This is a genomic window from Mumia sp. ZJ430 (assembly GCF_011751845.1).
In the GTDB taxonomy this organism is placed as follows: Bacteria; Actinomycetota; Actinomycetes; order Propionibacteriales; family Nocardioidaceae; genus Mumia.
The window spans coordinates 311012-334733 of record NZ_JAAHFK010000003.1 but is presented as its reverse complement, the minus strand read 5'-3'; the positions used below and the strand labels follow the sequence as shown (position 1 = coordinate 334733).

Annotated in this window: 25 protein-coding genes, 4 tRNA genes and 1 pseudogene; 22 read left to right on the top strand and 8 right to left on the bottom strand. The window is 70.4% G+C overall.

Features of this window, described 5'->3' with window-relative positions; genetic code table 11:
• Positions 1-108 precede the first annotated feature (108 nt).
• The 4 genes from HCT63_RS13835 to HCT63_RS13820 all read right to left on the bottom strand — a co-directional run bounded on the left by HCT63_RS13835 (position 109) and on the right by HCT63_RS13820 (position 5522).
• Positions 109-1155 carry a cohesin domain-containing protein gene (locus HCT63_RS13835; RefSeq protein WP_167005830.1) on the bottom strand — a complete coding sequence of 349 codons (1047 nt, stop codon included), beginning with the start codon at positions 1153-1155 and terminating at the stop codon, positions 109-111.
• 72 nt (positions 1156-1227) lie between these two features.
• Complete coding sequence (locus HCT63_RS13830; RefSeq protein WP_167005828.1) at positions 1228-2829, bottom strand: M20/M25/M40 family metallo-hydrolase; 1602 nt, start codon at positions 2827-2829, stop codon at positions 1228-1230.
• Between the two features lie 117 nt (positions 2830-2946).
• Positions 2947-3456, bottom strand: coding sequence for a hypothetical protein (locus HCT63_RS13825; RefSeq protein WP_167005825.1), 510 nt, complete (start codon positions 3454-3456; stop codon positions 2947-2949).
• 86 nt (positions 3457-3542) lie between these two features.
• Positions 3543-5522, bottom strand: a complete 1980-nt coding sequence (locus tag HCT63_RS13820; protein WP_167005822.1) for a S8 family serine peptidase — start codon at positions 5520-5522, stop codon at positions 3543-3545.
• Between the two features lie 79 nt (positions 5523-5601).
• Here HCT63_RS13820 and HCT63_RS13815 point away from each other — a divergent pair, with 79 nt between their 5' ends.
• The 11 genes and pseudogenes from HCT63_RS13815 to rnhA all read left to right on the top strand — a co-directional run bounded on the left by HCT63_RS13815 (position 5602) and on the right by rnhA (position 14857).
• Positions 5602-5976 (top strand): NADH-quinone oxidoreductase subunit A, encoded by a 375-nt coding sequence (locus tag HCT63_RS13815; protein WP_167005819.1) that lies wholly within the window; start codon positions 5602-5604, stop codon positions 5974-5976.
• Positions 5967-6572: an NADH-quinone oxidoreductase subunit B gene (locus HCT63_RS13810; RefSeq protein WP_167005816.1), complete on the top strand. Its 606-nt coding sequence runs from the start codon at positions 5967-5969 to the stop codon at positions 6570-6572. The genes HCT63_RS13815 and HCT63_RS13810 overlap by 10 nt, the downstream gene beginning before the upstream one ends.
• Before the next feature lie 5 nt (positions 6573-6577).
• A complete protein-coding gene (locus HCT63_RS13805) occupies positions 6578-7336 on the top strand; it encodes an NADH-quinone oxidoreductase subunit C (RefSeq protein ID WP_243843032.1) in 759 nt (252 codons plus the stop codon).
• On the top strand, positions 7333-8286 hold the full coding sequence (locus HCT63_RS13800) for a complex I subunit 1 family protein (protein WP_167005813.1): 954 nt from the start codon (positions 7333-7335) through the stop codon (positions 8284-8286). Before HCT63_RS13805 ends, HCT63_RS13800 begins: the two co-directional genes overlap by 4 nt.
• 110 nt (positions 8287-8396) lie before the next feature.
• A pseudogene (locus HCT63_RS20500) lies at positions 8397-8627 on the top strand (4Fe-4S binding protein); the annotation flags it as partial.
• Between the two features lie 188 nt (positions 8628-8815).
• On the top strand, positions 8816-9319 hold the full coding sequence (locus HCT63_RS13790; RefSeq protein ID WP_167005807.1) for an NADH-quinone oxidoreductase subunit J: 504 nt from the start codon (positions 8816-8818) through the stop codon (positions 9317-9319).
• Entirely contained in the window at positions 9319-9651 is a 333-nt protein-coding gene (gene nuoK / locus HCT63_RS13785; protein WP_167005804.1) for an NADH-quinone oxidoreductase subunit NuoK, read from the top strand. Before HCT63_RS13790 ends, nuoK begins: the two co-directional genes overlap by 1 nt.
• Positions 9648-11411, top strand: a complete 1764-nt coding sequence (locus tag HCT63_RS13780) for an NADH-quinone oxidoreductase subunit L (protein WP_167005801.1) — start codon at positions 9648-9650, stop codon at positions 11409-11411. Before nuoK ends, HCT63_RS13780 begins: the two co-directional genes overlap by 4 nt.
• Positions 11408-12919 carry an NADH-quinone oxidoreductase subunit M gene (locus HCT63_RS13775; RefSeq protein ID WP_167005798.1) on the top strand — a complete coding sequence of 504 codons (1512 nt, stop codon included), beginning with the start codon at positions 11408-11410 and terminating at the stop codon, positions 12917-12919. Before HCT63_RS13780 ends, HCT63_RS13775 begins: the two co-directional genes overlap by 4 nt.
• Positions 12916-14346: a proton-conducting transporter membrane subunit gene (locus tag HCT63_RS13770; RefSeq protein WP_167005795.1), complete on the top strand. Its 1431-nt coding sequence runs from the start codon at positions 12916-12918 to the stop codon at positions 14344-14346. Before HCT63_RS13775 ends, HCT63_RS13770 begins: the two co-directional genes overlap by 4 nt.
• Before the next feature lie 52 nt (positions 14347-14398).
• Complete coding sequence (gene rnhA / locus HCT63_RS13765) at positions 14399-14857, top strand: ribonuclease HI (protein ID WP_167005793.1); 459 nt, start codon at positions 14399-14401, stop codon at positions 14855-14857.
• On the opposite strand, the gene HCT63_RS13760 is transcribed toward rnhA, so the two are convergent.
• Positions 14854-15348 (bottom strand): YajQ family cyclic di-GMP-binding protein, encoded by a 495-nt coding sequence (locus tag HCT63_RS13760; protein ID WP_167005790.1) that lies wholly within the window; start codon positions 15346-15348, stop codon positions 14854-14856. The two genes, rnhA and HCT63_RS13760, sit on opposite strands and share 4 nt — an antisense overlap.
• Positions 15349-15445: 97 nt before the next feature.
• Here HCT63_RS13760 and HCT63_RS13755 point away from each other — a divergent pair.
• A tRNA-Tyr gene (locus HCT63_RS13755) sits at positions 15446-15527 on the top strand.
• Positions 15528-15595: 68 nt separating this feature from the next.
• Here the strand turns inward: HCT63_RS13755 and HCT63_RS13750 are convergent.
• Positions 15596-16762 carry a serine hydrolase domain-containing protein gene (locus HCT63_RS13750; RefSeq protein ID WP_167005787.1) on the bottom strand — a complete coding sequence of 389 codons (1167 nt, stop codon included), beginning with the start codon at positions 16760-16762 and terminating at the stop codon, positions 15596-15598.
• 90 nt (positions 16763-16852) lie between these two features.
• Here HCT63_RS13750 and HCT63_RS13745 point away from each other — a divergent pair.
• From HCT63_RS13745 to HCT63_RS13730, 4 genes are all read left to right on the top strand, one after another.
• Positions 16853-16925 (top strand) — tRNA-Thr (locus HCT63_RS13745).
• A 53-nt stretch (positions 16926-16978) separates the two neighbouring features.
• Positions 16979-17052: transfer RNA gene (locus HCT63_RS13740), tRNA-Met, on the top strand.
• A 43-nt stretch (positions 17053-17095) separates the two neighbouring features.
• Positions 17096-17266 (top strand): 50S ribosomal protein L33, encoded by a 171-nt coding sequence (gene rpmG, locus HCT63_RS13735; protein WP_139088538.1) that lies wholly within the window; start codon positions 17096-17098, stop codon positions 17264-17266.
• 72 nt (positions 17267-17338) lie between these two features.
• Entirely contained in the window at positions 17339-18388 is a 1050-nt protein-coding gene (locus tag HCT63_RS13730; RefSeq protein ID WP_208322438.1) for a UDP-N-acetylmuramate dehydrogenase, read from the top strand.
• A gap of 39 nt (positions 18389-18427) precedes the next feature.
• Here HCT63_RS13730 and HCT63_RS13725 read toward each other — a convergent pair whose 3' ends face one another.
• A complete protein-coding gene (locus HCT63_RS13725) occupies positions 18428-18685 on the bottom strand; it encodes a hypothetical protein (protein WP_167005784.1) in 258 nt (85 codons plus the stop codon).
• Positions 18686-18933: 248 nt separating this feature from the next.
• Positions 18934-19965 (bottom strand): adenosine deaminase, encoded by a 1032-nt coding sequence (locus HCT63_RS13720; RefSeq protein WP_243843031.1) that lies wholly within the window; start codon positions 19963-19965, stop codon positions 18934-18936.
• Positions 19966-20106: 141 nt separating this feature from the next.
• Here HCT63_RS13720 and HCT63_RS13715 point away from each other — a divergent pair.
• The 6 genes from HCT63_RS13715 to HCT63_RS13690 all read left to right on the top strand — a co-directional run bounded on the left by HCT63_RS13715 (position 20107) and on the right by HCT63_RS13690 (position 23707).
• Positions 20107-20179: transfer RNA gene (locus HCT63_RS13715), tRNA-Trp, on the top strand.
• Between the two features lie 65 nt (positions 20180-20244).
• Positions 20245-20472 (top strand): preprotein translocase subunit SecE, encoded by a 228-nt coding sequence (gene secE, locus HCT63_RS13710; RefSeq protein ID WP_167005782.1) that lies wholly within the window; start codon positions 20245-20247, stop codon positions 20470-20472.
• A 42-nt stretch (positions 20473-20514) separates the two neighbouring features.
• Positions 20515-21471 carry a transcription termination/antitermination protein NusG gene (gene nusG / locus HCT63_RS13705; RefSeq protein ID WP_243843030.1) on the top strand — a complete coding sequence of 319 codons (957 nt, stop codon included), beginning with the start codon at positions 20515-20517 and terminating at the stop codon, positions 21469-21471.
• Positions 21472-21559: 88 nt separating this feature from the next.
• Positions 21560-21988, top strand: a complete 429-nt coding sequence (gene rplK, locus HCT63_RS13700) for a 50S ribosomal protein L11 (RefSeq protein WP_167005779.1) — start codon at positions 21560-21562, stop codon at positions 21986-21988.
• Positions 21989-22070: 82 nt separating this feature from the next.
• Positions 22071-22784, top strand: coding sequence for a 50S ribosomal protein L1 (gene rplA, locus HCT63_RS13695; protein ID WP_167005776.1), 714 nt, complete (start codon positions 22071-22073; stop codon positions 22782-22784).
• 110 nt (positions 22785-22894) lie between these two features.
• Positions 22895-23707: a DUF6612 family protein gene (locus HCT63_RS13690; RefSeq protein WP_167005774.1), complete on the top strand. Its 813-nt coding sequence runs from the start codon at positions 22895-22897 to the stop codon at positions 23705-23707.
• The last annotated feature ends 15 nt before the right edge of the window (positions 23708-23722 follow it).

The following is a 23722-nucleotide window of genomic DNA, read 5'->3' as shown; positions in this document are numbered from 1 at the left end:
CTTCTGTGCGTTGGTGCGTTGAAACCAGCCTAGGCGATGATTTTGGAATGCCGTTGCGACTCCGAGATTTGGACGCAAAGAAGTCCGCTGGCGGCCCCCGTCCGGCGCTCAGCGCACCCGGAGCCGCAGGGTCCTGGCACTCGCCGTGAACCCGGGGGCAGGCCGATAGGTCACCCGGATCTTGGACGATCCACGCTTGGTCGCCTTGAGCGTGACGGTGGTGATCCCGGTCCGCTTCAACGTCACGTGCCGGGTCTTGCCCCGGTATGTGACGGCCGCGGCGCCGGTCGGCGTCACGCCCGCCGCGCTGACGCGCAGCTTGACGGTCACCTTCGCGCCGCGCTTGACCGAGCGCCTCACCTTGGCCGCGACGCGGCTGGCGGCGGGCGCGACGGCGAGGGTCGGGGCGGACGTCACGGCACCTTGGAGGTGGCCTTCTTTGTCGCCGACGACGTGGACCGTGACCTTCTTGCCGGCGTCGGCCGGTGAGAGCCGGTACGACGCGCCGCGCGCGCCGGCGACCGGGGTCCCGTCACGCCGCCACTCGTACGACGCGGTGGTGCCGGCGACGTCCCAGGGCGCGGGGATGGCCGTCAGAACGGCTCCGACGCGGGCAGTCCCGCTGACCTGGGGGGCCCGCGTCGCGACCGGGGCAGGCCTGGCGGCGACCTCGACGGTGGTCGCGCCCAGATCCGACTCGATCGTCGAGCCGTTGTCGGCACTGACCGCCTCGAACGTCGACGCCTCGACCGACGCCTTGCCGGGCTTGAGCGTCCGGAACGTGGCGGTCGCGAGGGTGGCGGCACCAGAGACGCCCGAGCTGCCCAGCCCGGTGTGGACGACGTGGAGCGCACCTTCGCTCGCGATCCCGAAAGTCCTTCCCCCCGTGTCCGTGGACGCGCTGTCCTCGACGTACGCGAGCGTCTCCGGGTCGTAGGCGAGCGCGAGCTCGTACGCGTGGACGTCGCGCAGCCCGTCGGCGGCGACGGTGACCGTCACGGTGTCGCCGAGGGTGAGCGAGGACGTCGAGGTCGACACCGCGTACGCAGGGACGTCCTCGACCGACGCGGAGCCGATCGCGAGACTTGCGGCGACCAGGCTGACGGTGGCGAAGCCCGTCGCGGCACCGAGCCAGGCCTTCTTGTGGGGCGTCATAGTCCTCGTATTGTCCTCGACATCGCCCGGGACCGTGGAGAATCCCGGGCGATGTCGTGCGGACCCTCGGTGCTAGCGGCTCGCCCGGTGGAGCGGACCGCCGTGGCCGAGACCCTTGCCGTGGCCGCGGTGCGGACGGCGCGGCGGCTCGACGCCGTTGACGGTCGACGTGTCGTACGCGAAGGTCCACGTCGCCGCGGCGATCGCGTCTGAGTTCACGTCGAGGGCGTGCTTGTTGACGTTGCCCACGAGCCGATAGTGCTCGCGCAGCTGGTCGTACAGCGCCACCTCCTGACCGTCTCCACGCAGGTTGTCGCAGAACGCGTGGTAGCACGGGTCGTACGCCGCGCCGGCGACTCCGCCGTAGAGGGCCGCCTCCTCGGCGGTCTTCTCACCTTCGGCCCCGGTGAAGAGGCCACCGGCCGGGACGCCGACCGCGATGAACGGCCCGTAGTCCGAGCGCCCCGAGAACTCCGTGTCCTGGAACGGTTCGCCCCGGTCGGCGTAGAACTTCTCGAAGACGTCCTCGATCGCGTCCGACCCCGGGGGGATGGTTTCGGGGTCGGCGGTCCCGCTGGAGTTGTCGCCGTCGTAGACGCCGAACATGTAGTTCGGGGAGCCGACCATGTCGAAGTTCAGGTAGAGCGCGATGTCGTCGAGCTCGTCGGGGCTCAACGCTGCGACGTAGTGCTCGGACCCGAGAAGACCGGACTCCTCCGCACCCCACCACGCGAAGCGCACGGTGTTGTTCGGCTTGGCGTGGCGCATCTGGATCGCGGTCTCGAGCAGCGCGGCGCTGCCGGTGCCGTTGTCGTTGATGCCCGCGCCGTCCTGCACACCGTCGAGGTGCGCTCCGGCCATGACCACGTTGGAGTCGTCGCCCTTGCGGGTCTCGGCGACGACGTTGTAGGCCGACCGGGTCTCGGCCACGTAGTCGACCGTGACCGTCACCGTGGAGCCGGCGACGCGGGCGAGGTCCTCACCGGTCGCCGACGTGGCGAACACGGTGGGGATCGCCAGACCGGTCGCGTCGCCGATCATGTTGATCAGGCCCGTACGGTCGGTCTGACCCTCGTTCATGATCACCACGCCGCCCGCGCCTGCGGCCTGGGCGTTGAGCGCCTTGACCGCGAACCCGCACGTGCCGCGCTGCATGAGGGCGATGCCGCCGGGCTCGAGGTCGGCGAAGTCCGCCGCCTCGCAGCCGCTGGTGTTGCTGTTCGGAGGGAGACCGGCCGCCGGGACGACCAGGTCGATCGGGGTGAGGGGGCCGGTGACCGTGCCCTCGGGGCTCCCGGTGTCGAAGGCGTTGCGGAGGAAGTCCGTGCCCTGTTCGAACGTGCGCGCCTCCGGGCTCACCCGGATCAGCTCCGAGTTCTCCTCGACGTAGTCAAACGGGAACTCCTGCACCTGCGGGTCGTACCCCGCGCGCCGCAGCTGCGTGACGACGTACTGCACGGAGGCGGCATAGCCGGGGCGCCCGGCAGCGCGGTCGCCGTGCTCGTCGGAGACCTCCTGGAGCTCCTCGAGGTGGTCGAGCACCGCCTTGAGCTTGACGGCCTGGGTGATCTTCTTGGTCGACCGGTCGTCGTGGTCGCGAGACCCGGCGCTTGCCGGCGCAGCACCGGCGGCGACGAGGGTGGCGATCGCAAACCCCGCGCAGATGGTCGTCATGGACGTACGTGTCACGTGAACGAGCCCTTCCTGTGAAGTGCTCGGCCCTTGCCCGAGACCGCCGAACGGCACGAGCGTAGGGCGTACGCGGCCGCGCCGCCGTTCGTTGGCAGCTCCTCAGGAGCTGGGTGACGAGTCGCGGGCGCTCGTGTCGCCGGCGGCGATCATCGCGCGGACGCCCTCGAGCGACTCGCGGATCGTGGTCCCGTAACCGTCGTGGGGGAGGACGTCGACGCGTGCGGCCGTGTGCTCGACGTGGGCGCTCGCCTCCTCGAAGCGGCCGAGCCGCCGCAGCACGTCGGCGAGGTTGAGGTGCAGCGACGGGAAGAACCCGGCGATCGCCAGCGACGCGTGGTAGGACCGGGCGCGCTCGTCGGTCGTCTCGTGCGCCGCTGCGAGAGCACGCTGGTCCCAGGCGAGCTCCTCCTCGGCGTCGGGCGTGACGTCGGCGAGGTAGTGGGCGATCACGCACCGGTGGAAGGCGTCGCCGTCGTCCCCCACCTCCGCCCAGAGCGCGAGGAGGGCGGATCGGGTCGCCTCGCGGTCATCCTGGTGGCCGAACGCCACTGCCTCGGTGACGCGCTGCATGACGGGGTCGGGGGCGGGGGCGGGGGACGCGTCAGTCATGGCCCCGAGCGTACGAGAGGGCGAGGACACGATTCGCGTCCTCGCCCTCTCGCGCCGTCATCGCGGCGTACTCGCTGTGGTCACCCTCAGCGGACCAGCAGCCTGACCGGCCGGGACACCGAGCTCTTGAACGCGGGGTGCTTGGCCACGTACCTCGCCGTGATCTTGTGCTTGCCGCGCTTGAGCTTGGTCGACGACAGCTTGAGCACGGCCTTGCCCTTCTTCACCTTGACGGTCTTGATCTTCTTCTTGCCGTCACGGAAGACCACCTTGCCCTTGATCGGGCCGGCCGCCACGCGCACCCGCGCGACCAGCTTGGCGCCCGACCTGCCGTAGCTGGTCCTCTTGGGTGAGACCTTCAGGCGGACGCTCGTCCCTACCTTCGCGACGCGGACGCCCGCGGTGCCCCGCCACAGTCCCGGCGAGCCAGCGCCCTTGCGGCCGGCGACCTGGGCCTGGACGACGGCACCGCCATCAGCGGCGGTGATGCGGTACGAGGTGCCGGTGGCGCCCGGGATCGGCTTGCCGTTGCGCATCCAGCGGAAGGAGTACGAGGTGGGGCCGCCGGTCCACGTGCCTGCGGTCGTGGTGAGCACGCTCCCGCGACGGTTGGTGCCGCCCAGGACCGGGGGCTTGGTCGAGAACGACAGCTTCGAGACGTCCAGGACGCCGGTGCCGCACGCCGTGGTGTTGCAGTTGTGACGACCGTTGGACAGCTGCGGGAAGGGCTTGACGGCCCAGCGCAGCGCGTGCTCGACCGTCGCCGGGCTGTAGGCGCCATGGGAGGAGATGAGCGCGGCGGCCGCGGCCACGGCCGGCGCGGCCATGCTCGTCCCGGCCATCTCGCCCCACGTGGGGCCGCCGGGGGTCGAGGTCCCGGTGTTCAGCGTCGAGTAGACCTGGTTGCCGGCGACGGCGTCACCGCCCGCGGCGGACAGATCGACGACGCGCCCGTAGTTGGAGTAAGGGAACCACTGGGTGCCTCCGCTGCTGCCCGCGATCTGCCCGACCTTGTTGGTGGAGCCGACCGTGATCACGCCGGGGCAGTTGGCCGGCGAGTAGGAGGCCGCGTCCCGGAATTCGTTGCCGGCGGCCACGACCACGGCGGTTCCCCGCGCACGGGCGGCGTTGATCGCGTTGCGAAGGACCGCGGGGCAGTAGCTGGAGGCGCCGGCGATGGAGAGGTTGAGGACGCGTGCGGGCGTCTTGTTGCGGGCCAGGCCGCGGACCTTCGCGCCTGAGCCCCAGAGGATCGCGGTGGCGATGTCCGACATCGTGCCGCCGCAGCGGCCGAGCACGCGCAGGTGCTGGACACGGACGCCCGGCGCATTGCCGGCGATCCCGTAGCCGTCGTTCGTGCGCGCACCGACGATGCCGGCGACGTGGGTGCCGTGCCAGCTGCTCCTGGTCGCCGGAACCCCGGCCGCGCACTCGTTGGCGGCCACCCAGTCACCCTGGTCCTGCGGGTTGGAGTCGCGACCGTTGCCGTCACGAGACCGCGACGCGCTGCTGATGAAGTCCATCCCGGCGACCGTCTTGCTGTCGAGGTCGGGGTGGGCGGTCCGGCCAGTGTCGACGATGCCCACGACGACCCGTCCGGTCGTCGACGGCCACGCGGCGGTGGCCTTCGACCCGTACGTGCCGTGGATGTTCCACTGTCGGGACCACTGCGGGTCGTTCGGCGCAGCTGCCGCCGTCATGACGAGGTCGGGCTCGACACTGGCGACACCGGGCATGTCGGCGAGCTCGGCGGCGGCCTTCTCAGCCTCAGCGAGCGTCGTCGTCTCCGTGAAGGCCAGCGCCTCCACGTCGTCGGTGACGGGGGTCGTGGTCGGTGCGGTGTCGACGCCCTCGGCCTCGACGACGCGGCGTGCCGCGGCGACGGCGGGGCGCGCCCCGGGCTCGTAGGTGATGACGAGGCCTGCCGCGCGAGGCGACGGAGAGGCCAGAGGCGAAGGGGTGGTGCCCCATGTCTGGGGCTCGTCGGAGGCAAAGGACGGTGCGACGGCGGCGAGCACGAGGCTGGCGCCCGCGACCAGCGCACACACGCGGGGGAGTCGTGACATGGGCCATAGTCTGTCGGGTCCGGGGGTCGCGGCCTCCAGGGCCCGCGCGGGGTCCGTGCCACCCCCTAGACTCAGGCGCATGTCCGACTACGCCGACTACCTCGCGTCGTACGCCTCGGTGGCCGCGATCGTCGGCGTCGGCGTGGTCGTTGCGGCCGGGATGCTCGGGGCCAACCGGCTGTTCCGGCCGGTCGTCGCCGACCCGGCGAAGCTGCTGACGTACGAGTCCGGGGTGGATCCGGTCGGTTCCGGATGGGCGCAGAGCAACGTGCGCTACTACGTCTACGCCTTCCTCTACGTGATCTTCGCGGTCGACGCGGTCTTCCTCTTCCCGTGGGCAGTCGTCTTCGCGGAGATCGGCTGGCCGGCTGCGGTCGAGATGGCGGTGTTCCTCGGGTTCATCGGACTCGGTCTGGTCTACGCGTGGCGCAAGGGGGTGCTCACATGGACGTGACCCCTTCGTCGGTCAACTTGGGCGTCCCGACGATCCAGCGCCTGGACACGCCCGAGCTCGGTGTCGGGTCGGCGCTCGCGCCGCGTCCCGTGCGCTACCTCCTCAACTGGGGCCGGCGCTACTCCCTGTGGGTGTTCAACTTCGGGCTGGCGTGCTGCGCCATCGAGTTCATGGCCGCCTCGATGGCCCGCCACGACTTCATCCGCCTCGGCGTCATCCCGTTCGCACCGGGCCCTCGCCAGGCCGACCTCATGATCGTGTCGGGCACGGTCACCGACAAGATGGCGCCCGCGATCGAGCGCCTGTACGCGCAGATGCCCGACCCGAAGTACGTCATCTCGTTCGGCTCGTGCGCGAACTCCGGCGGGCCCTACTGGGACTCGTACTGCGTGACCAAGGGCGTCGACCAGATCATCCCCGTCGACGTGTACGTGCCGGGGTGCCCGCCACGACCGGAGGCGCTGCTCCAGGGCATCGTCACGCTCCAGGACAAGATCGCAGGGGAGGACCTGGCCCAGCGGTACGGCCGTACGGGTCTGCGCCGCTCGCTCTCGTCGCTCCTGCGACCACCCGTGACTCCCGAGCAGGACGGATAGCCGGCGTGGGGTGGGCCGAGGACGTCCTCTACCTCGGTCGCGCGGTCGCGGGTGACCGGGTGACCGCGTCGCAGGAGTTTGGGCAGCAGACCCTCACGGTGCCCGCCGGGTGGTGGCGACCGATCGTGATGATGCTCCGCGACCAGGGAGGCTGCCAGTTCTTCGACTGGCTGAGCGCCGTCGACGAGGCCGGCGCCCCGAGCCCATACCCGGACGAGCCCTCGCTCACGGGAGGCCTGCGCATCGTCTGCCATCTCGCGGCGCTCTCGCCCGGCGTGGGCCGGACGGCCGTGCGCCACCTGCTCGTCCAGACCCACGTCCCTCGGACGCAGCCCGTCCTCGACTCGATCGTCGATCTGTACGCCGGTGCGGCGTGGCACGAGCGGGAAACGCACGAGATGTTCGGCGTCGACTTCCGGGGCGGCGTGCCGCTGGAGACGCTGCTGCTGCCCGACGCCTTCGAGGGCCACCCGCTGCGCAAGGAGTTCGTGCTGGCCTCGCGCGTCGTGAAGCCCTGGCCGGGTGCGAAGGAGCCGGGCGAGTCCGACCACGACGTCGCGGCGGCCGACTCCTCTCCCGGACGACGCCGGGTGCGGCCGCCAGGTGTGCCCGACGCCGAGCAGTGGGGGCCGCGCGAGCCGGGCTCGTCCGCGCCTGACCCGCTGTCCCACGCGACAGCGGGCCCGGCCGCTCGCCCCGCCCGGCCGCGCCGTACCCGCCGTGCCGATCCGCCGCCCGAGCCCTCCTCCGAGGACCCGGCATGATCGACCTCCTCGACCTCCTCCTGCGGTGCGGGCTCGTGCTCGTGGCGTTCTTGGTGCTGCCGCTGGTCGTCGGTCAGCTCGAGCACAAGACGATGGCGCACATGCAGTCGCGGGTCGGCCCGATGTATGCCGGTGGCTTCCACGGCTGGGCACAGCTGATCGCCGACGGCGTGAAGTTCGCCCAGAAGGAGGACGTGACGCCGCGCGCCGCTGACCGCCCCGTCTTCGCGCTCGCGCCGGCCGTCGCGCTGGTCCCCTACCTCGTGGTGCTCTTCGTGATCCCGCTTGGCCCGAGCGTCGTCGGTGCCGACCTCGACCTCGGTCTGTTCTTCGCGCTGGCGGTGATGAGCGTGGGCGTGCTCGGCACCCTGATGGGCGGCTGGGCGAGCGCCAACAAGTACTCGCTGCTCGGCGGTCTGCGCACCGCCTCGCAGCTGATGAGCTACGAGCTCCCGATGGTCCTGGCGGCGGTCTCGGCGGCGATGATGGCCGGCTCGTTGTCGCTGGTCGGCATCGCGCAGGCGTGGGAGTGGTCGTGGCTGGTGTGGCAGCTCCCAGCGCTGTGCGTGTTCGTGGTGGCGGGGCTGGCCGAGCTGCAGCGGCCGCCGTTCGACATGCCGATTGCCGACGCCGAGGTGATCCTCGGCCCCTACACGGAGTACGGCGGCATGCGGTTCGCGATGTTCCTCCTCGCCGAGTACGCCGGCATCGTCGTGCTCGCGGGGCTCACGACGACACTGTTCCTCGGCGGCTGGCGCGGGCCGTCGTCCGACGAGCTGGGCTGGCTGTGGGCGTTGCTCAAGACGTTCGCGGTGGCGTTCTGCGTGGTGTGGTTCCGGGTGGCCTGGCCGCGGATGCGCGAGGACCAGCTCAACGCTCTGGCCTGGAAGCTGCTGGTGCCCGTCGCGCTCGGGCAGCTGGCTCTGACGACGGTGGTGGTGCTCGTATGAAGGGACTCCTCAAGGGCCTGCAGGTGACGTGGCACAACCTCACCCGGCGCGCTGTGACCCAGCAGTACCCAGACGTCCTCCCGGAGCTGCCTCCGCGCAGCCGCGGGGTCATCGCCCTGCAGGAGGAGAACTGCACGTCCTGCATGCTGTGTGCGCGTGAGTGCCCGGCGTGGTGCATCTACATCGACTCGCACAAGGAGACCGAGCCTCCCGTGACCGAGGGCGGCCGCGAGCGCTCCTTCAACGTGCTGGACCGTTTCGACATCGACTACTCGCTGTGCATGTACTGCGGCATCTGCGTCGAGGTGTGCCCCTTCGACGCGCTCCACTGGTCGCCGGAGTTCGAGTACGCCGAGCTGGACATCCGCGACCTGACCCACGACAAGGACCGCCTCCGTGAGTGGATGTGGACGGTGCCGCCGCCCCAGCCGCTCGATCCCGCGGCCGAGCCCCCGAAGGAGATCGGGGTGGCGGAGAAGGCGGCTCATCGGGAGGCGGAGAAGGCGCAGCGTCCCCCGGAGCCCGGCGCATGACGGCCGTCACGGTGGTCTTCGCGGCGCTCGGCCTGATTACGCTCGTGTCGGCGTTCCTCGTCGTGACCAGCGACCAGATCGTCCACGCCGCGCTGTGGCTCGTCGTCACCCTGGGCGCCCTGGCAGGGCTGTACGTGCTGCTCGCGGCCGAGCTGGTGGCGTGGGTGCAGGTGCTCATCTACGTCGGCTCGGTGATCGTGCTGCTGCTGTTCGCGCTGATGCTGACGCGCGCGCCGACCGGCAGCGGCTCGGCCACGGCGACCGCCAACCAACCGCTCGCCGCCGTGATCGCCGCTGCGGCGACGGTCGCGCTCGGCGCCGTGATGTGGGCCGGGTTCGGCGGCGAGGTGATCGACGAGGACGAGATCCGGATCGGCACCGCCGGGCGGCTCGGCGACGCGATCTTCCGGACGTGGGTGCTGCCCTTCGAGGTGCTCTCGGTGGTGCTCCTGGCGGCGCTGGTCGGCGCGATCGCCCTCACGCGCAGGGGGGAGCGCTGATGCCGCTGATGCTCCCGCTGACCGTCTCGTGCGGCCTGTTCGGTCTCGGCCTGTACGCGGTGCTGGCCCGGCGGCACGCGGTGATGGTGCTGCTGGGTGTCGAGTTGATGCTCAACGCCGTCAACCTCAACCTCGTCGCGTTCGACACCTGGTGGGCCGACACGCTGCACACGGGCCAGTCGCTCACGCTGTTCGTGATCGCCCTCGCCGCGGCAGAGATCGGCCTGGGCCTCGCGCTCGTGCTCGTGCTGTTCCGTACGGTCGGCAACGCCGACGTCGACGGCCAGGAGAGCCTCCCTCAGGTGATGCCGGACGGGGGTGACGAGCTGTGAGGCGCCGTGACAGCGCGTCGACGGTCGCGATCACCGCGCTGCTCGCCGTGTGCGCGGCGGTCGTCGCGTTCCCGCAGCTCGGCGAGCGGACCGGGCCGTACGGCGTGCCGGCTGGCGCGCAGACCACCCTCGTCGACGGCGGCGATCTCCTCGGCGTCTCGGTGACATTCTTCGTCGACCACCTCAGTGCGGTGATGCTGCTGCTCGCGGCCGGTGTCGGACTGCTCGTCCAGATCTACTCCGTCGCGTACATGGCAGGCGACTCGCGCTACCGCGCCTACGCGACGATCATCCAGCTCTTCCTCATCGCGATGGCCACCGTCGTGACCGCCGACAACCTGTGGATGCTGCTGGTGGGCTGGGAGGTCATGGGCCTGTGCTCTTACCTGCTGATCAGCCATCACTGGGAGCTCTCCCCAGCACGCGCCGGGGCCGTGAAGGCCTTCCTCCTGACCCGGATCGGCGACCTCGGCCTGCTGGTGGCGATCTTCGGGATCGGCCACACGTTCGGGACGTACGAGATCAGCGAGGTCCTCACGGCGATGGCGTCGCCGGGTGCGCCCGAGGGGCTCACCTGGATCGGCCTGCTGCTCGTCCTCGCGGTCGTCGGCAAGTCGGCGCAGTTCCCGCTGCACACCTGGCTCGCCGACGCGATGCCGGGCCCGACACCGATCAGCGCCCTCATCCACGCGGCGACGATGGTCGCGGCGGGCGTCTTCCTCGTCGCACGCCTCTATCCCGTGCTCGCCGCCTCGGCGGTGACGATGACGGTGCTCGCGGTCATCGCATGCGTGACGATGCTGCTGGCCGCGCTCTTCGCGCTGACGTCGCGCGACCTCAAGCGGGTGCTGGCCTGGTCGACCGTCAGCCAGCTGGCGTACATGTTCGCGGCCCTGTCGGTCGGCGGCTACGACGCGGGCATCGACCACCTGCTGTCCCACGGCGCGTTCAAGGCGCTGCTGTTCCTCGCGGCCGGGTCGGTCGCGCACGCCGTCGGCTCGACGGCCCTGTCGGACCTGGGCGGTCTGCGCGCGGTGATGCCGTGGACGTTCGTGACGGCCACGATCGGGTTCGCGGCGCTCGCCGGGGTCGTGCCGACGGTCGGGTTCTTCAGCAAGGACGCCGTGATCGAGGCGGCGTGGCACGGGATCGGGCACGAGGCGCCCGTCGCGCCCGCCGTGGCCGCGCTGGTGCTCGCGTGCGGGCTGGTGACGGCGGTCGTGACGGTCGTCTACGCCTTCCGCACCTGGTGGGTCACGTTCGTCGGCGGCGAGGGCCGTACGGCGATGGCTGAGGCGGGATCGCGGTCGCCCGCCCTCCACGAGGCCCCGCCGCTGATGGTCGGTCCGCTGGTCGTGCTCGCGGCGGTGAGCCTCCTGCTGAGCCTGGCGATGCCGCTCGAACCGCTGACCGGTCTTGTGACGACGGTCCTGGTCGTCGCCGCGGGGTGGCTTGCCTGGCGCACGGTGGCCGCCGGTCGCGACCCCGCCGACCTGCTCGGAGCCGTCCGTCCGGCGTTCGACCGCGAGCTCGCGATGGACGTCGCGTACGACCGTGCGGGCGTGGCTGCTCGCGGGGCGGGTGACGCCGTGGTGGCGACCGACCGCGACATCCTCGGGTTCTACCCGCGGGCGGCCGCGTGGGTGACGGTGTCCCTCTCCAAGGGGTTCGCGCGTGCCCAGTCCGGCAACGCCCAGGTGTACGTCACCGTGCTCGCCGTCGGAGTGCTCGTGATCGCGGGCCTGGTGGTGGTCCGATGAACGGGCTCGTCGTCGCGCTCGTGGTTCCTGCGCTGACAGCGGCCCTTCTGGGGCTCGCCCGCACGATGGTGACCGACCGCGTCGCCGCGCGTGCCGGCGTGGCCGCATCGGTCCTTTCCGGGCTGTTCGTCCTCGGGGCGTGGCTCGTGCACGACGGCGGAGGGTACGCCTCCGAGATCGACGTGGTGTGGGTCCGGGCGATCGGAGTGCACCTCCACCTCGGGATGGACGGCATCTCCTTCCCGCTGCTGCTGATGACGACTCTGCTGTCGGCCCTCGTGTGCTGGGCACTCGTCGACGATCCGCCGGCAGGCGACAACGCGACGCCCGCCCTGGTCGCGCTCGTGATGGTCGTGCTGTCGGCGGCGATCGGGGTGTTCGCGTCGCTCGACCTGCTGCTCTTCTTCGTGTTCTTCGAGCTGGCGCTGATCCCGATGTGGTTCGTGATCGCGCGCTGGGGAGACCCGCGCGACCCGGTCGGACGCCGGGTCGCCGCCACGCGCTTCCTGCTCTACACCGTCATCGGGTCGGCGTTCATGCTGGTCGGGTTCGTGACCGTGTGGGCGCTGACCGGCACGCTCCAGATCCCTGAGCTGGCCGCGCGCTCGGGCGTGCTCGACGGCGGCTGGGCGCTGTTCGCGGCGTCCATGATCGCGGTCGGACTCGCGGTCAAGACGCCGATCTGGCCGTTCCACCTGTGGCTCCCCGACGCCCACGCGAAGGCCCCGACGGTGGGCTCGGTCCTCCTGGCGGCCGTGTTCCTCAAGCTCGGCACGTACGGGCTGCTCCGCGTGCTCGTCTCGGTGCTGCCGGGCCCGGCGCGCGAGCTCGCCCCGTGGTTGGGGGTGCTCGGCGTGATCGGCATCGTCGTGGCTGCGCTCGCGTGCCTGCGGCAGAGCGACCTCAAGCGCCTCATCGCGTACTCGAGCGTCGGCCACATGGGCTTCGTCGTCCTCGGCATCGCCACGCTCACCGACATCGGCGTCGCCGCGGCGGTGTTCGCCAGCGTTGCCCACGGTGTGGTGACCGGGCTCCTGTTCTTCAACGCGGGTTCGCTCAAGCGTCGCTTCGGCAGCGCCGAGATGGCCGTGCTCGGGAGGGGCCTGTACGCCCGCATGCCGGCGCTCGCCGTGGTGCTGGCCTTCGCGGCGTTCGCGAGCCTCGGACTTCCGGGGCTGGCCGGCTTCTGGGGGGAGATGATGGCGCTGCGCAGCGCGTACGAGGCGGCGGTGGACTCCGGAGCGGGGCTCGTCCCGGTGCTCGCGGGCGTCCTGCTCGTCGCCGCGCTCGTCGGTGTGCTGCTGACGTCGGCCTACTTCCTGCGGATGATCCGGCGCACCCTCCAAGGCGTGCCGACCCCGCATGACGCCGACCTCGACCTCGCGGGCTCCGAGCGGGGCATCGCCGCCGTCCTCATCGTCGCCGTGCTGCTCCTCGGGCTGGCGCCGGGCCTCGTGATGGGCGTGGTCGAGCCGAGTATCCCGGCGATCCTCGGGAGCGGACGATGACCCCGGACGCCGTCGACTGGGCCTCGGTCGGCGTGCCGCTGATGGTGGCCGTCGGCGCGATCGTCGCGCTGCTCGTGGACGCGTTCTGGCCCGCGGGCGGGTGGCGCCGCCAGGGTGTCGTCGCCGGGGCGTCGCTGCTCGCGGCCGGGGCGTGGCTCGCCGACACGGGCTCGAGCGGTCCGCTCGTCGCCGGCTTCTCGTGGGTCCTCCTGGTGTCGGCGCTGGTCGTGGTGGTCCTCACGCAGTCGCTCGAGGACGACCCCGCGATGCCGCCGGGGGAGTCGACGTTCCTGGTCCTCTCGGCCACCGCTGGAGCTCTGACCCTTGCCGCCGCGCAGGACTTCGTGACCTTGGTGGTCGCCCTCGAGCTGTTGTCGCTCCCCTCGATCGCCCTGGTCGCGATGCGCCGCGACCGCCGCGAGTCGGTGAGCTCGGCGTGGACGTTCTTCCTCGCGTCGGCCACCGCCACCGCGGTCACGCTGATGGGGCTCTCGCTGCTCTACGGGCTGACCGGCACCCTGACCTACGACGGTGTGTACGCGGCCCTGCAGACGTCCGAGGCCCCGGCCCGCGTCGCCGCCGCGGTCGTCGTCCTGCTCCTCGTGGGCCTGGTCTTCAAGGTCGGCGCCGTGCCGTTCCACCTGTGGATCCCCGATGCCTACCGCGGCGCCCCGATCCCGGTCGCCGGCTTCTTGTCGGTGGTCTCCAAGGGCGGCGCGCTCGCCGCGCTCCTCGTCGTCCTCGCGTACCCGCTGGTGTCGCTGCAGCCTCGCTGGGACCTCTTCGTCGCCCTCGTCGCTGCGCTCTCGATGACGGTCGGCAACATCGGGGCCCTGGCTCAGCGCGACCTCGTCGGGATGCTGGCGTGGTCGTCGATCGCGCAGGGCGGATTCGTCCTGGCCCCGATGGTCGCACTCGCCGTCCGCGCCGACATCGTGCTGACGGCGCCGCTGCGCTACCTCGCGGTCTATGCGATCGCCAACCTCACGGTCTTCGCCGTCGCGGCGGTCGCGCTGCGCCGGTTCGGGGGGACCACCTACGCCCACCTCGCTGGTGCGGGCCGCCGAGACCCGGTGCTCGGCGTCGCCCTCGTGCTCGGGCTGCTCACCCTCGCCGGGTTCCCGCCGGCGGTGATCGGGCTGGTCGCGAAGTACGTCGTGCTCCAGCCCGTCATCGTCGCTGGGTACGCCTGGCTGGCGGGCGTGATGGCGGTCAACGTCGCGCTCGGCCTGGTCTACTACCTGCGGCTCGTCGTCGTCGCGTACGCGCCTGCGGACCGGGTCGGCGACGCGGCGGACGCGCCCCCGGTGACCAGCGTGCGCGAGGGGCGCGGGGCCCGGCTCGCGTACGCCGTCGTCGTCGTCGGCGCGGTCGCTCTCGCCGCGACCTCGATCGCTCCGACGCTGCTTCTCGGTCCTCTGCCCTGACGCGCCCCCGCCCGAGCGCCGATGGGACTCCTGGCGTGACTAGGGTTCCGGTGTGCCCGACGAAGCGACAGTGACGATCCATACCGACGGCGCCTGCCTGGGCAACCCAGGACCGGGTGGATGGGGTGCCGTGCTGCGCTATGGCGACCACGTCGCAGAGCTCCACGGGGGCGACCCGGCAACGACCAACAACCGGATGGAGCTGATGGCGGCCATCCAGGCGCTCGAGACCCTCACCCGGCCGGTGGGCGTCGACCTGCACACCGACAGCAGCTACGTTCGCAACGGGATCATGTCGTGGGTCACGAAATGGAAGGCCAACGGCTGGCGTACCGCCGCCAAGCAGCCGGTCAAGAACGAGGACCTCTGGCGCCGCCTCGACGAGGCGGCCCAGCGGCACGACGTGCGGTGGCACTGGGTGAAGGGCCACGCGGGCGACCCTGGCAACGAGCGCGCCGACGAGCTCGCCGGCCGCGGCGCGCTCGAGGCGAAAGGCGGCGCGGCGCGCTAGCGGTAGTTGACGAACTGCACCGCGAAGTCGAGGTCGGCGCCCTTGACCAGGGCGATGACCTCCTGCAGCTCGTCGCGCTTCTTGCCCGTGACCCGCAGCTCGTCGCCCTGGATCTGGACCTTGACGCCCTTGGGGCCCTCCTCACGGATCAGCTTGGAGACCTTCTTGGCCTGCTCCTGAGTGATCCCCTCGGAGAAGGTGCCGTTGATGACGGACTCCTTGCCGGACTGCTTGGGGTCGCCCGCCTCCAGCGTCTTGAGGGAGACTCCCCGCTTGACGAGCTTGTCCTTGAGCACGTCGAGCACGGCGAGGGCCCGCTCGTCGGCGTTGGCCTTGATGACGACGTCGGTGGAGCCGCTCTTCTCGATCGAGGCCCCGGTGTTCTTGAAGTCGTACCGCGTCGAGATCTCGCGCGCGGCCTGGTTGATCGCGTTGTCGATCTCGGCGTGGTCCAGCTTGCTCACGATGTCGAACGACGAGTCCGCGGCCATGATGATCCTCTCGGTCAGGCAGCTGGTCACCCGATTTCGGGTGCGCTGGAGCGCTGCGCTAAAGTCGTGCTGTTGCTCGCGCAGAGTAACAACCCCTGGCAGGTTGCCCGAGCGGCCAATGGGAGCTGACTGTAAATCAGCCGGCAATGCCTTCGCAGGTTCGAATCCTGCACCTGCCACGGTCGACGAGCCCGGTTCCGCACGTGCGGGGCCGGGCTCGTCCGCTTATGCGGACCGTGCGGGCGCCTCATCGCATCGCGTCGAGGACGTCGGCGGTGAAGGCGTCCGCCGACAGGGCCTGCGGGTCCTGCGGGGCCGCGCCCATCCGTACGGCCACGATCCCGTCCGAGGGCACCACGGCGACGATCTGGCTGCCCAGACCGAGCGCCCAGAACGCGTCCTTCGGCGCGTGTGGTGCGAGCCGGCTGCGGGTGGGAGCCTCCCCGGCGTCCGCACCGGCTCCGGAGGCCGTACGCGCCCCGTGGACGGGCCCCTTGCGGTTGACCCACCACAGCAGCCCGTACGCGGCGTTGAGCGGGGACGAGGACCGTCCGGTGGCCTGCTCCACGTACGCGGAGGAGACGACCTGGCGTTCGTCCCAGCGTCCGTCGCGCATCATGAGCAGCCCGAGCCGCGCCAGGTCGAGGCACGACGCGTCGACGCCCGAGAACATCAGGGTGTTGCCCGCCGCGTCCTCGCTCCAGGACGTGCGCGACATCCCGAGCGGGCCGAGGAGCTTCTCCTGGGCGTACTCGCGAGGGTTCTTCCCGGTGGCGACCTGGAGCACCTCGTCGAGGGTCTGGATCGCGGCGTTGTTGTAGCGCCAGACCGTGCCCGGCCGGGCGTCCTGCGCGAGCGCGATCGAGAAGGCGGTCTTGTCACGCGCGGCGATCGCCATCTGCTGGTAGTCGGTGGCGAAGTCCCAGTGCCGGCCGGACACGTTCGCGAGGAGGTCGCGGATCGTGACCCGCGCCGCCGGCGTGCCCCGCCAGGCGCGGACGTACGCGGACGCCCGGTCGTCGAGCTCGAGGAGGCCCTCGTCGGCGGCAATGCCCACCAGGACGGACGTGAACGACTTCGTGACCGAGAACGCGGGGCCCGTCGAGTCGCGGTCCGCGTCGCCGAAGGTCGCCTCGTGGACGAGCGCGCCGTCGCGGGTCACGACGACGCAAGAGGACCCGGCGGCGGCCTGGTCGCGGTCGAGCGCACGCAGCGCCGCGGGGTCGAAGCCGGCGGTCACCGGGTCGATCGTCGCCCAGTCGTCACCGGGCACGACGTCGGTCGGCGCGGCGCTCGTCGGGCTCGTCGTCGGGGCTGCCGTCGGGTCACCGGACATCGATCCGCTGCCGCCGGAGCTGCAGGCGCTGACGAGCAGCAGGGCTGCGGCCGCGAGCGCCGTACGACAGGTGGGCATGGTCGTATTATGTGACCGGAATCATGGGGGAGACCCCCGATTTCGGTTCGTCGCAGCGGCCGTGTATCTTTGCTTCTCGGTTCGCCGATCGCCCCTTTAGCTCAGTCGGCAGAGCGTCTCCATGGTAAGGAGAAGGTCTACGGTTCGATTCCGTAAAGGGGCTCTGAGTCTCACCCGCTCCCTCCGCCCGGTGCGAAGGGCGGCGGGATGACGCATGGCGGGGTAGCTCAGGTGGTTAGAGCACACGGCTCATAATCGTGGTGTCGCGGGTTCGAGTCCCGCCCCCGCTACAAAAGACGACAGAAGCAGTTCCAGCGAAGAAGAGGCAGACTCGTGGCCAGCAAGAGCTCTGACATCCGCCCCAAGATCACCTTGGCGTGCACCGAGTGCAAGCGACGCAACTACATCACCAAGAAGAACCGTCGCAACGATCCCGATCGCCTCGACCTCAAGAAGTTCTGCCCGCACGAGCGTCGTCACACGGTCCACCGCGAGACCCGCTGACCCACCTCGTACGACTTCCCACGTACACACCGTTCACCAGGGTCCCGCCGAACAGGCGCGGACCCTGGTGTCATGTTGGGAGCCTTCTCGATGCGTGACCTGACCGTCCTCGCCCCGCTCACGACGCTGCGGATCGGTGGACCCGCCCGTGAGATCGTCGAGGTGACAGACGCCGACGATCTTGTCGACACCGTCCGCGCGCTCGACGAGGCCGGTGAGCGGGTCCTCCTGCTCGGGGGCGGCAGCAACGTCGTCGTCGCCGACGAGGGCTTCGACGGCACCGTCGTCCTCATCCGTACCCAGGGCCTGGTCGCCGACGTCGACCGCTGCAGCGGTGCCACCCTGACGGTCGCCGCGGGGGAGGTGTGGGACGACTTCGTCGCTCACGCCGTCGAGCAGGAGTGGGTCGGCATCGAGACCCTCTCCGGCATCCCCGGACGGGTCGGAGCCACGCCGATCCAGAACGTCGGTGCCTACGGCCAGGACGTCGCCCAAACCATCGCCCGGGTCCGTACCTACGACCGCCGCGACCGGCGTGTGGTCACGTACTCCGCGGTCGACTGCGGCTTCGGCTACCGCACGAGCCGCTTCAAGGCCGAGCCCGGACGCCACGTCGTGCTCGAGGTCACCTTCCAGCTCGAGCTCGGCTCGCTCGGCGCCCCGGTCCGGTACGCCGAGCTGGCCAAGACCCTCGGCATCGCGGTCGGCGACCGTGCGCCGCTCGCGGACGTCCGCGACGCCGTCCTCGACCTGCGTGCCGGCAAGGGCATGGTGCTCGATCCGGACGACCACGACACGTGGAGCGCGGGGTCGTTCTTCACCAACCCGGTCCTGTCGGCCGACGCCGCAGGTGCGCTGCCTGCTGACGCGCCGCGCTTCGGGCAGCCCGACGGGCGTGTCAAGACCAGCGCCGCGTGGCTGATCGAACACGCCGGCTTCGGCAAGGGGTACGGCGAGACGGCGGCCCGCGTCTCCACCAAGCACAGCCTCGCGCTCACCAACCGTGGCGGCGCCACCGGCTACGAGCTCCTCGCACTGGCTCGCGAGATCCGCGACGGGGTCGAGGCGAAGTTCGGCGTACGCCTGGAGAACGAGCCGGTCCTCGTCGGCACCGAGCTCTGAGCCCGACCGGCTCCCGCTCGCTCAGCGACGTCTTGACCCTCACGGCGTCCTGGACGAACCGACGCTGAGGTGGCCGTACAGGCGCTGTGCTCGCGCGAGCTCACGACGCAGTCGCGCTGCCGTGCGCTCGGCGTTCTCGGGGGCCAGGTCGGCCCACGTCAGCCGGACAACGTGGTATCCGAGATCTCGGACCTTCAGCTCACGCTTCTTCTGGGCCCAGACGGTCGTCCTGGCCTCGTCCTCGTCATCGTCGTCGTACGTGACCCGCCCGTCGAACTCGACCACCAGGCGCTGCACCGGCCACAGGAAGTCGACCTCTGCCCGACGGCCGTCGACGAGCGCGAGCTCCCGCCCTGCTGTCGTGCGATCCGCTGCAACCGTTCCACCCGAGAACTGTGGTCTACCGGCGGCACTCTCTGCAGAGACCCCTGTGGACAACAGAGGGCGGCCCGCTCCACGCGTCGGGGAGCGCTGTTCCGGCACCCTCGGCGTCGGTTCGTCCAGGACGTCGAGCGGGTCACACCGTCGTCGACTGGCCCGTCGCGTCAGTCGGGGTCGGCGGCGAGCCAGGCGTCGATCGCGGCGAGCGCGGTGTCGCGAAGCTCGTCCGGAGCGTACGAACCACGCAGCGACATGCGGGCGAGCTCGGCCAGCTCGGCATCGCTGAAGTCCTGAGCCGCCCGCAGCGCGGCGTACTGGCCAGACAGGCGCGCGCCGAACAGCAGCGGGTCGTCCGCGCCGAGCGCGACCCCGACCCCGGCCTCCATCAGCGTCCGGACGGGCACCTCCTCGAACGTGTCGTAGACGCCGAGCGCAACGTTGGACGAGGGGCACACCTCCAGCGTGATGCCGGCACGCGCGACGGCGTCGAGCACCGCGGGATCCTCGACGCAGCGCACGCCGTGGCCGATCCGGTCCGGCTCGAGGTGCTGCAGGACGGCGGCGACGCTCTGCGGGCCGCGCAGCTCGCCTCCGTGGGGCATGCTGCGCAGGCCCGCGCGGCGCGCGATCGCGAACGCGGGCGCGAACGACGCGGTCTCGCCGCGCCGCTCGTCGTTGGACAGCCCGAACCCCACGACGCCGCGTCCGGCGTATTGCGTGGCGAGCCGAGCGAGCGTACGGGCGTCGAGGGGATGGCGGGTGCGGTTCGAGGCGATGACGACCGCCATCCCGATCCCGTACGTGGCGCTGGCGTCGCGCACGCAGTCCAGGACGAGGTCGGTGAACGCCGTGATCCCGCCGAACTTCGCTGCATAGCCGGAGGGGTCCACCTGGATCTCCGTCCACACCGAGCCTTCGGACGCGTCGTCCTCGGCGACCTCGTGCACGAGGCGCCGGACGTCGCCGGGGGTACGCAGGACCGAGCGCGCGGTGTCGTACAGGCGCTGGAAGCGGAACCAACCCTTCTCGTCGGTCGCGCGCAGCAGCGGGGGCCACTCCTCGACCAGCGCGGGCGGGAGCCGGACCCCGTCGCGCTCGGCCAGCTCGACCAGCGTGGTGTGCCGCATCGACCCCGTGAAGTGGAGGTGAAGATGGGCCTTCGGGAGACGGTCGATCGAGCGCATCGCTACGGCCATGCGGTCATCGTGCCAGCCGGTTCGACTCCGTGCCGGGGCACCCCGTACACTTGACGACCGGTGGATGTTTCCACTGTGTCGTCATGCCCGCGCGCCTCCCCAACGGCCGTGGTGACGAGGCAGCGGAGCGGCCATCGACGAAGGGCAGTAGCTCAACTGGCAGAGCATCGGTCTCCAAAACCGAAGGTTGGGGGTTCAAGTCCCTCCTGCCCTGCAAAGGCCTGGTCCGTCCCGACGGCGGACCGATGACAGGCACCACGATCGAAGGGAACGGTCAGCATGAGCGAGACGTCAAGTGCTCCGACCGAGAGCACACGCTCCGGGCGTACGTCTCCGATGACCTTCTACCGTCAGGTCGTCGCGGAGCTCCGCAAGGTGGTGTGGCCGACCCGTTCGCAGGTCGCCAACTACTTCGTGGTCGTGCTCTTCTTCGTGCTGGTCATGATGGCCATCGTGGCAGGCCTGGACTACGGCTTCGGAAAGCTGATGTTCTGGGTCTTCGCCTGACCCGCGACCCGCGGGTCAAGACGAGACGAGGAAAGAGGCGCTGTGTCCCAGCCGTATGACGAGTTCGACGACGCCCCGCGCGACGCCGTCGCTCCTACGAGCAACCGTGCGCCGTTGGACGACGACGAGCAGGAGCTCGAGGTCGAGGAGGTCGAGGAAGGCCTCGACCTCGCCGAAGACGAGACCGAGCAGGTCGATCCTGAGCCGCTGACGCCGTTCGAGGAGCTCTCCGAGGCCGACGAAGAGCGTGCCGAGATCGAGGCCGCGGACGCCGAGGACGAGATCGAGGACCTCGCCGACGAGGTCGTCGAGGAGGCGCAGGAGATCGCCGACGCCGCCGCGACCACCGAGGACGTCCTCGAAGCCGTCGCCACCGAGCTCGATCCGCTCGCGGCGTTCCGCGAGCAGCTCCACAACCAGTTCGGCGACTGGTATGTCGTGCACACCTACTCCGGCATGGAGAACAGGGTCAAGTCCAACCTGGAGAACCGCATCACCTCCATGCACATGGAGGACTACATCTTCGAGGTCGTCGTCCCGACCGAAGAGGTGGCCGAGATCAAGAACGGTCAGCGCAAGCTCGTCAAGCGCACCGTGCTCCCCGGCTACGTCCTCGTCCGGATGGACCTCACCGACGAGTCCTGGTCGACGGTGCGCAACACGCCGTCGGTCACCGGCTTCGTGGGCAACGCCCACCAGCCCGTGCCGCTGACCCTGGCCGAGGTGGAGAGCATGCTCGCTCCCGCCGTCGAGGCTCAGGCTGCGGTCGATGCGCCGGCAACGGCGTCCTCGTCGACGGCGCAGTCGCAGGCGCCGAAGGTCGAGTTCACCGACTTCTCCGTCGGCGACTCGGTCATGGTCGTGGACGGTCCGTTCGCGACGCTGCACGCCACGATCACCGAGATCAACGTCGACGCCCAGCGTGTCCGGGCGCTCGTCGAGATCTTCGGTCGGGAGACCCCCGTCGAGCTGAGCTTCGCGCAGATCCAGCGGGTCTGAGCCAGCAGGTACGCTCGAGAGGGCTTCCGCGCAACACCAGTGGGAGGGCCGAGGCAGGCCCACCGAGACCACGAGAAGGAAAAGAGATATGCCTCCGAAGAAGAAGATCGCTGCCCTCGTCAAGGTGCAGCTGCAGGCCGGAGCGGCCACGCCGGCCCCGCCCGTCGGTACCGCCCTCGGTCCGCACGGCGTCAACATCATGGAGTTCTGCAAGGCGTACAACGCTGCGACGGAGTCCATGCGTGGCAACATCGTCCCGGTCGAGATCACGATCTACGAGGACCGGTCGTTCACCTTCGTCACCAAGACGCCCCCGGCTGCGGAGATGATCAAGAAGGCTGCAGGTCTGCAGAAGGGCTCGGCCGTCCCGCACAAGGACAAGGTCGGCTCGATCAGCAAGGACCAGGTCCGCGAGATCGCCCAGACCAAGCTCCCCGACCTCAACGCGAACGACATCGACGCCGCGATGGAGATCATCGCCGGCACCGCTCGCTCCATGGGCGTCACCGTCGACTGACGGCGGAGCAACCCGACCGACCGCACTGTGGCAGGGCCAGCTGGGCCCGACGACCACGACTGGTAGAGAGAGAAGAACCAGAATGCCTCAGCACAGCAAGGCGTACCGCAACGCCGCTCAGAAGATCGACAAGGACGCGCTCTACACGCCGCTGCAGGCGATGGAGCTCGTCAAGGAGTCGGGTTCGAAGAACTTCGACTCGACCGTCGACGTCTCCATGCGCCTGGGTGTCGACCCGCGCAAGGCCGACCAGATGGTCCGCGGCACCGTCAGCCTGCCGAACGGCACCGGCAAGACCGCTCGCGTCCTCGTGTTCGCGACCGGTGCGAACGCCGAAGCCGCTCGCGAGGCCGGCGCCGACTACGTGGGTGCCGACGACCTCGTCGAGAAAATCTCGGGCGGATGGCTCGACTTCGACGCCGTCGTCGCCACGCCGGACATGATGGGCAAGGTGGGTCGCCTGGGTCGTGTCCTCGGCCCCCGCAACCTCATGCCGAACCCCAAGACCGGCACGGTGACCCCGGACGTCGCGAAGGCCGTGAAGGACATCAAGGGCGGCAAGATCGAGTTTCGTATCGATCGCCACGCCAACCTCCACTTCGTGATCGGCAAGGCCTCGTTCAGCGCCACGGCGCTGGCCGAGAACTACGCCGCCGCGCTCGAGGAGGTCCTCCGACTGAAGCCGGCCAGCTCCAAGGGCCGCTACATCAAGAAGATCACCGTCTCGACGACGATGGGCCCGGGTGTGCCGATCGACCCGAACCGCACCCGCAACGTCGCCTCCGACGACGAGTGACCCTCACGCACGCCTGTACGCGTGACGTGAGCTGACACAGACGCCGCCTCCCCACAGGGGATGCGGCGTCTGTGCGTCTGACGAACCATGCACGAGGTAGCGTGGTCGTCATGCGTACCCGAACGATCTCGGCCGCTGTCGCGGCTCTCGCCCTCGCACTCACCGCCGGCTGCGGGAGCAGCGCGGACGTCGCCGACGGCGGCGACGGCGGCGCCGGCGCCACCCCCTCGACCTCGTCGCAGGGCGGGTCGTCGGACGAGGGAGCGACCGAGCTCACCTCGGCCAACTTCGCCGACACGCTCGGCGGCGCCCAGACGGACGCGAGGTCGGCGCACATGACGATCTCGATGGAGGCGGCAGGCCAGAAGATCGACGCCGAGGCCGATGTCATCACCGACAGCGACCCGAGCAAGACGGCGATGCGCATGACGATGGACGCGAGCGGACAGAGCATCGAGATGACGCTTGTCGACGGCGCGCTCTACATGAAGGCGCCGGGCATGCCCGAGGGCAAGTGGATGAAGCTCTCCCTCGACGCCGCCGCGGGTGCCGCAGGCGAGTCGTTCGGCCAGCTGCGCGACTCGATGGATCCGACCAAGAGCATCGAGAACCTCAAGGACGCGCTCAAGTCCGTGACGGCGACCGGACAGACCGAGACCATCGACGGCGTCGAGGCCAGCCGTTACGACGTCGTCGTCGACACGTCCAAGATCGCCGGCATGGAGGCGGCTGCAGCAGCGCAGCTGCCCGCCGAGATCACCTACGAATACTGGGTCGGCCCTGATGACCTCCCGCGCAAGGTCGTCATGGATGTGGCCCAGATCCCGATGGAGATGACCTTCACCAAGTGGGGCGAGGACGTCGAGATCACCGCGCCCCCGGCCGGCCAGGTCGTCGACGGCTCGTCGATGATGGGCGGCTGATCGACCCGATTTGGA

What these genes read in the sequence shown, in the direction of transcription:
- HCT63_RS13835 (WP_167005830.1), bottom strand. Translation starts at nt 1,155, where the DNA reads ATGACGCCCCACAAGAAGGCCTGGCTCGGTGCCGCGACGGGCTTCGCC.
- HCT63_RS13830 (WP_167005828.1), bottom strand. Translation starts at nt 2,829, where the DNA reads ATGACGACCATCTGCGCGGGGTTTGCGATCGCCACCCTCGTCGCCGCC.
- HCT63_RS13825 (WP_167005825.1), bottom strand. Translation starts at nt 3,456, where the DNA reads ATGACTGACGCGTCCCCCGCCCCCGCCCCCGACCCCGTCATGCAGCGC.
- HCT63_RS13820 (WP_167005822.1), bottom strand. Translation starts at nt 5,522, where the DNA reads ATGTCACGACTCCCCCGCGTGTGTGCGCTGGTCGCGGGCGCCAGCCTC.
- HCT63_RS13815 (WP_167005819.1), top strand. Translation starts at nt 5,602, where the DNA reads ATGTCCGACTACGCCGACTACCTCGCGTCGTACGCCTCGGTGGCCGCG.
- HCT63_RS13810 (WP_167005816.1), top strand. Translation starts at nt 5,967, where the DNA reads ATGGACGTGACCCCTTCGTCGGTCAACTTGGGCGTCCCGACGATCCAG.
- HCT63_RS13800 (WP_167005813.1), top strand. Translation starts at nt 7,333, where the DNA reads ATGATCGACCTCCTCGACCTCCTCCTGCGGTGCGGGCTCGTGCTCGTG.
- HCT63_RS13790 (WP_167005807.1), top strand. Translation starts at nt 8,816, where the DNA reads ATGACGGCCGTCACGGTGGTCTTCGCGGCGCTCGGCCTGATTACGCTC.
- nuoK (WP_167005804.1), top strand. Translation starts at nt 9,319, where the DNA reads ATGCCGCTGATGCTCCCGCTGACCGTCTCGTGCGGCCTGTTCGGTCTC.
- HCT63_RS13775 (WP_167005798.1), top strand. Translation starts at nt 11,408, where the DNA reads ATGAACGGGCTCGTCGTCGCGCTCGTGGTTCCTGCGCTGACAGCGGCC.
- HCT63_RS13770 (WP_167005795.1), top strand. Translation starts at nt 12,916, where the DNA reads ATGACCCCGGACGCCGTCGACTGGGCCTCGGTCGGCGTGCCGCTGATG.
- HCT63_RS13760 (WP_167005790.1), bottom strand. Translation starts at nt 15,348, where the DNA reads ATGGCCGCGGACTCGTCGTTCGACATCGTGAGCAAGCTGGACCACGCC.
- HCT63_RS13750 (WP_167005787.1), bottom strand. Translation starts at nt 16,762, where the DNA reads ATGCCCACCTGTCGTACGGCGCTCGCGGCCGCAGCCCTGCTGCTCGTC.
- HCT63_RS13730 (WP_208322438.1), top strand. Translation starts at nt 17,339, where the DNA reads ATGTTGGGAGCCTTCTCGATGCGTGACCTGACCGTCCTCGCCCCGCTC.
- HCT63_RS13720 (WP_243843031.1), bottom strand. Translation starts at nt 19,965, where the DNA reads ATGGCCGTAGCGATGCGCTCGATCGACCGTCTCCCGAAGGCCCATCTT.
- secE (WP_167005782.1), top strand. Translation starts at nt 20,245, where the DNA reads ATGAGCGAGACGTCAAGTGCTCCGACCGAGAGCACACGCTCCGGGCGT.
- rplK (WP_167005779.1), top strand. Translation starts at nt 21,560, where the DNA reads ATGCCTCCGAAGAAGAAGATCGCTGCCCTCGTCAAGGTGCAGCTGCAG.
- rplA (WP_167005776.1), top strand. Translation starts at nt 22,071, where the DNA reads ATGCCTCAGCACAGCAAGGCGTACCGCAACGCCGCTCAGAAGATCGAC.
- HCT63_RS13690 (WP_167005774.1), top strand. Translation starts at nt 22,895, where the DNA reads ATGCGTACCCGAACGATCTCGGCCGCTGTCGCGGCTCTCGCCCTCGCA.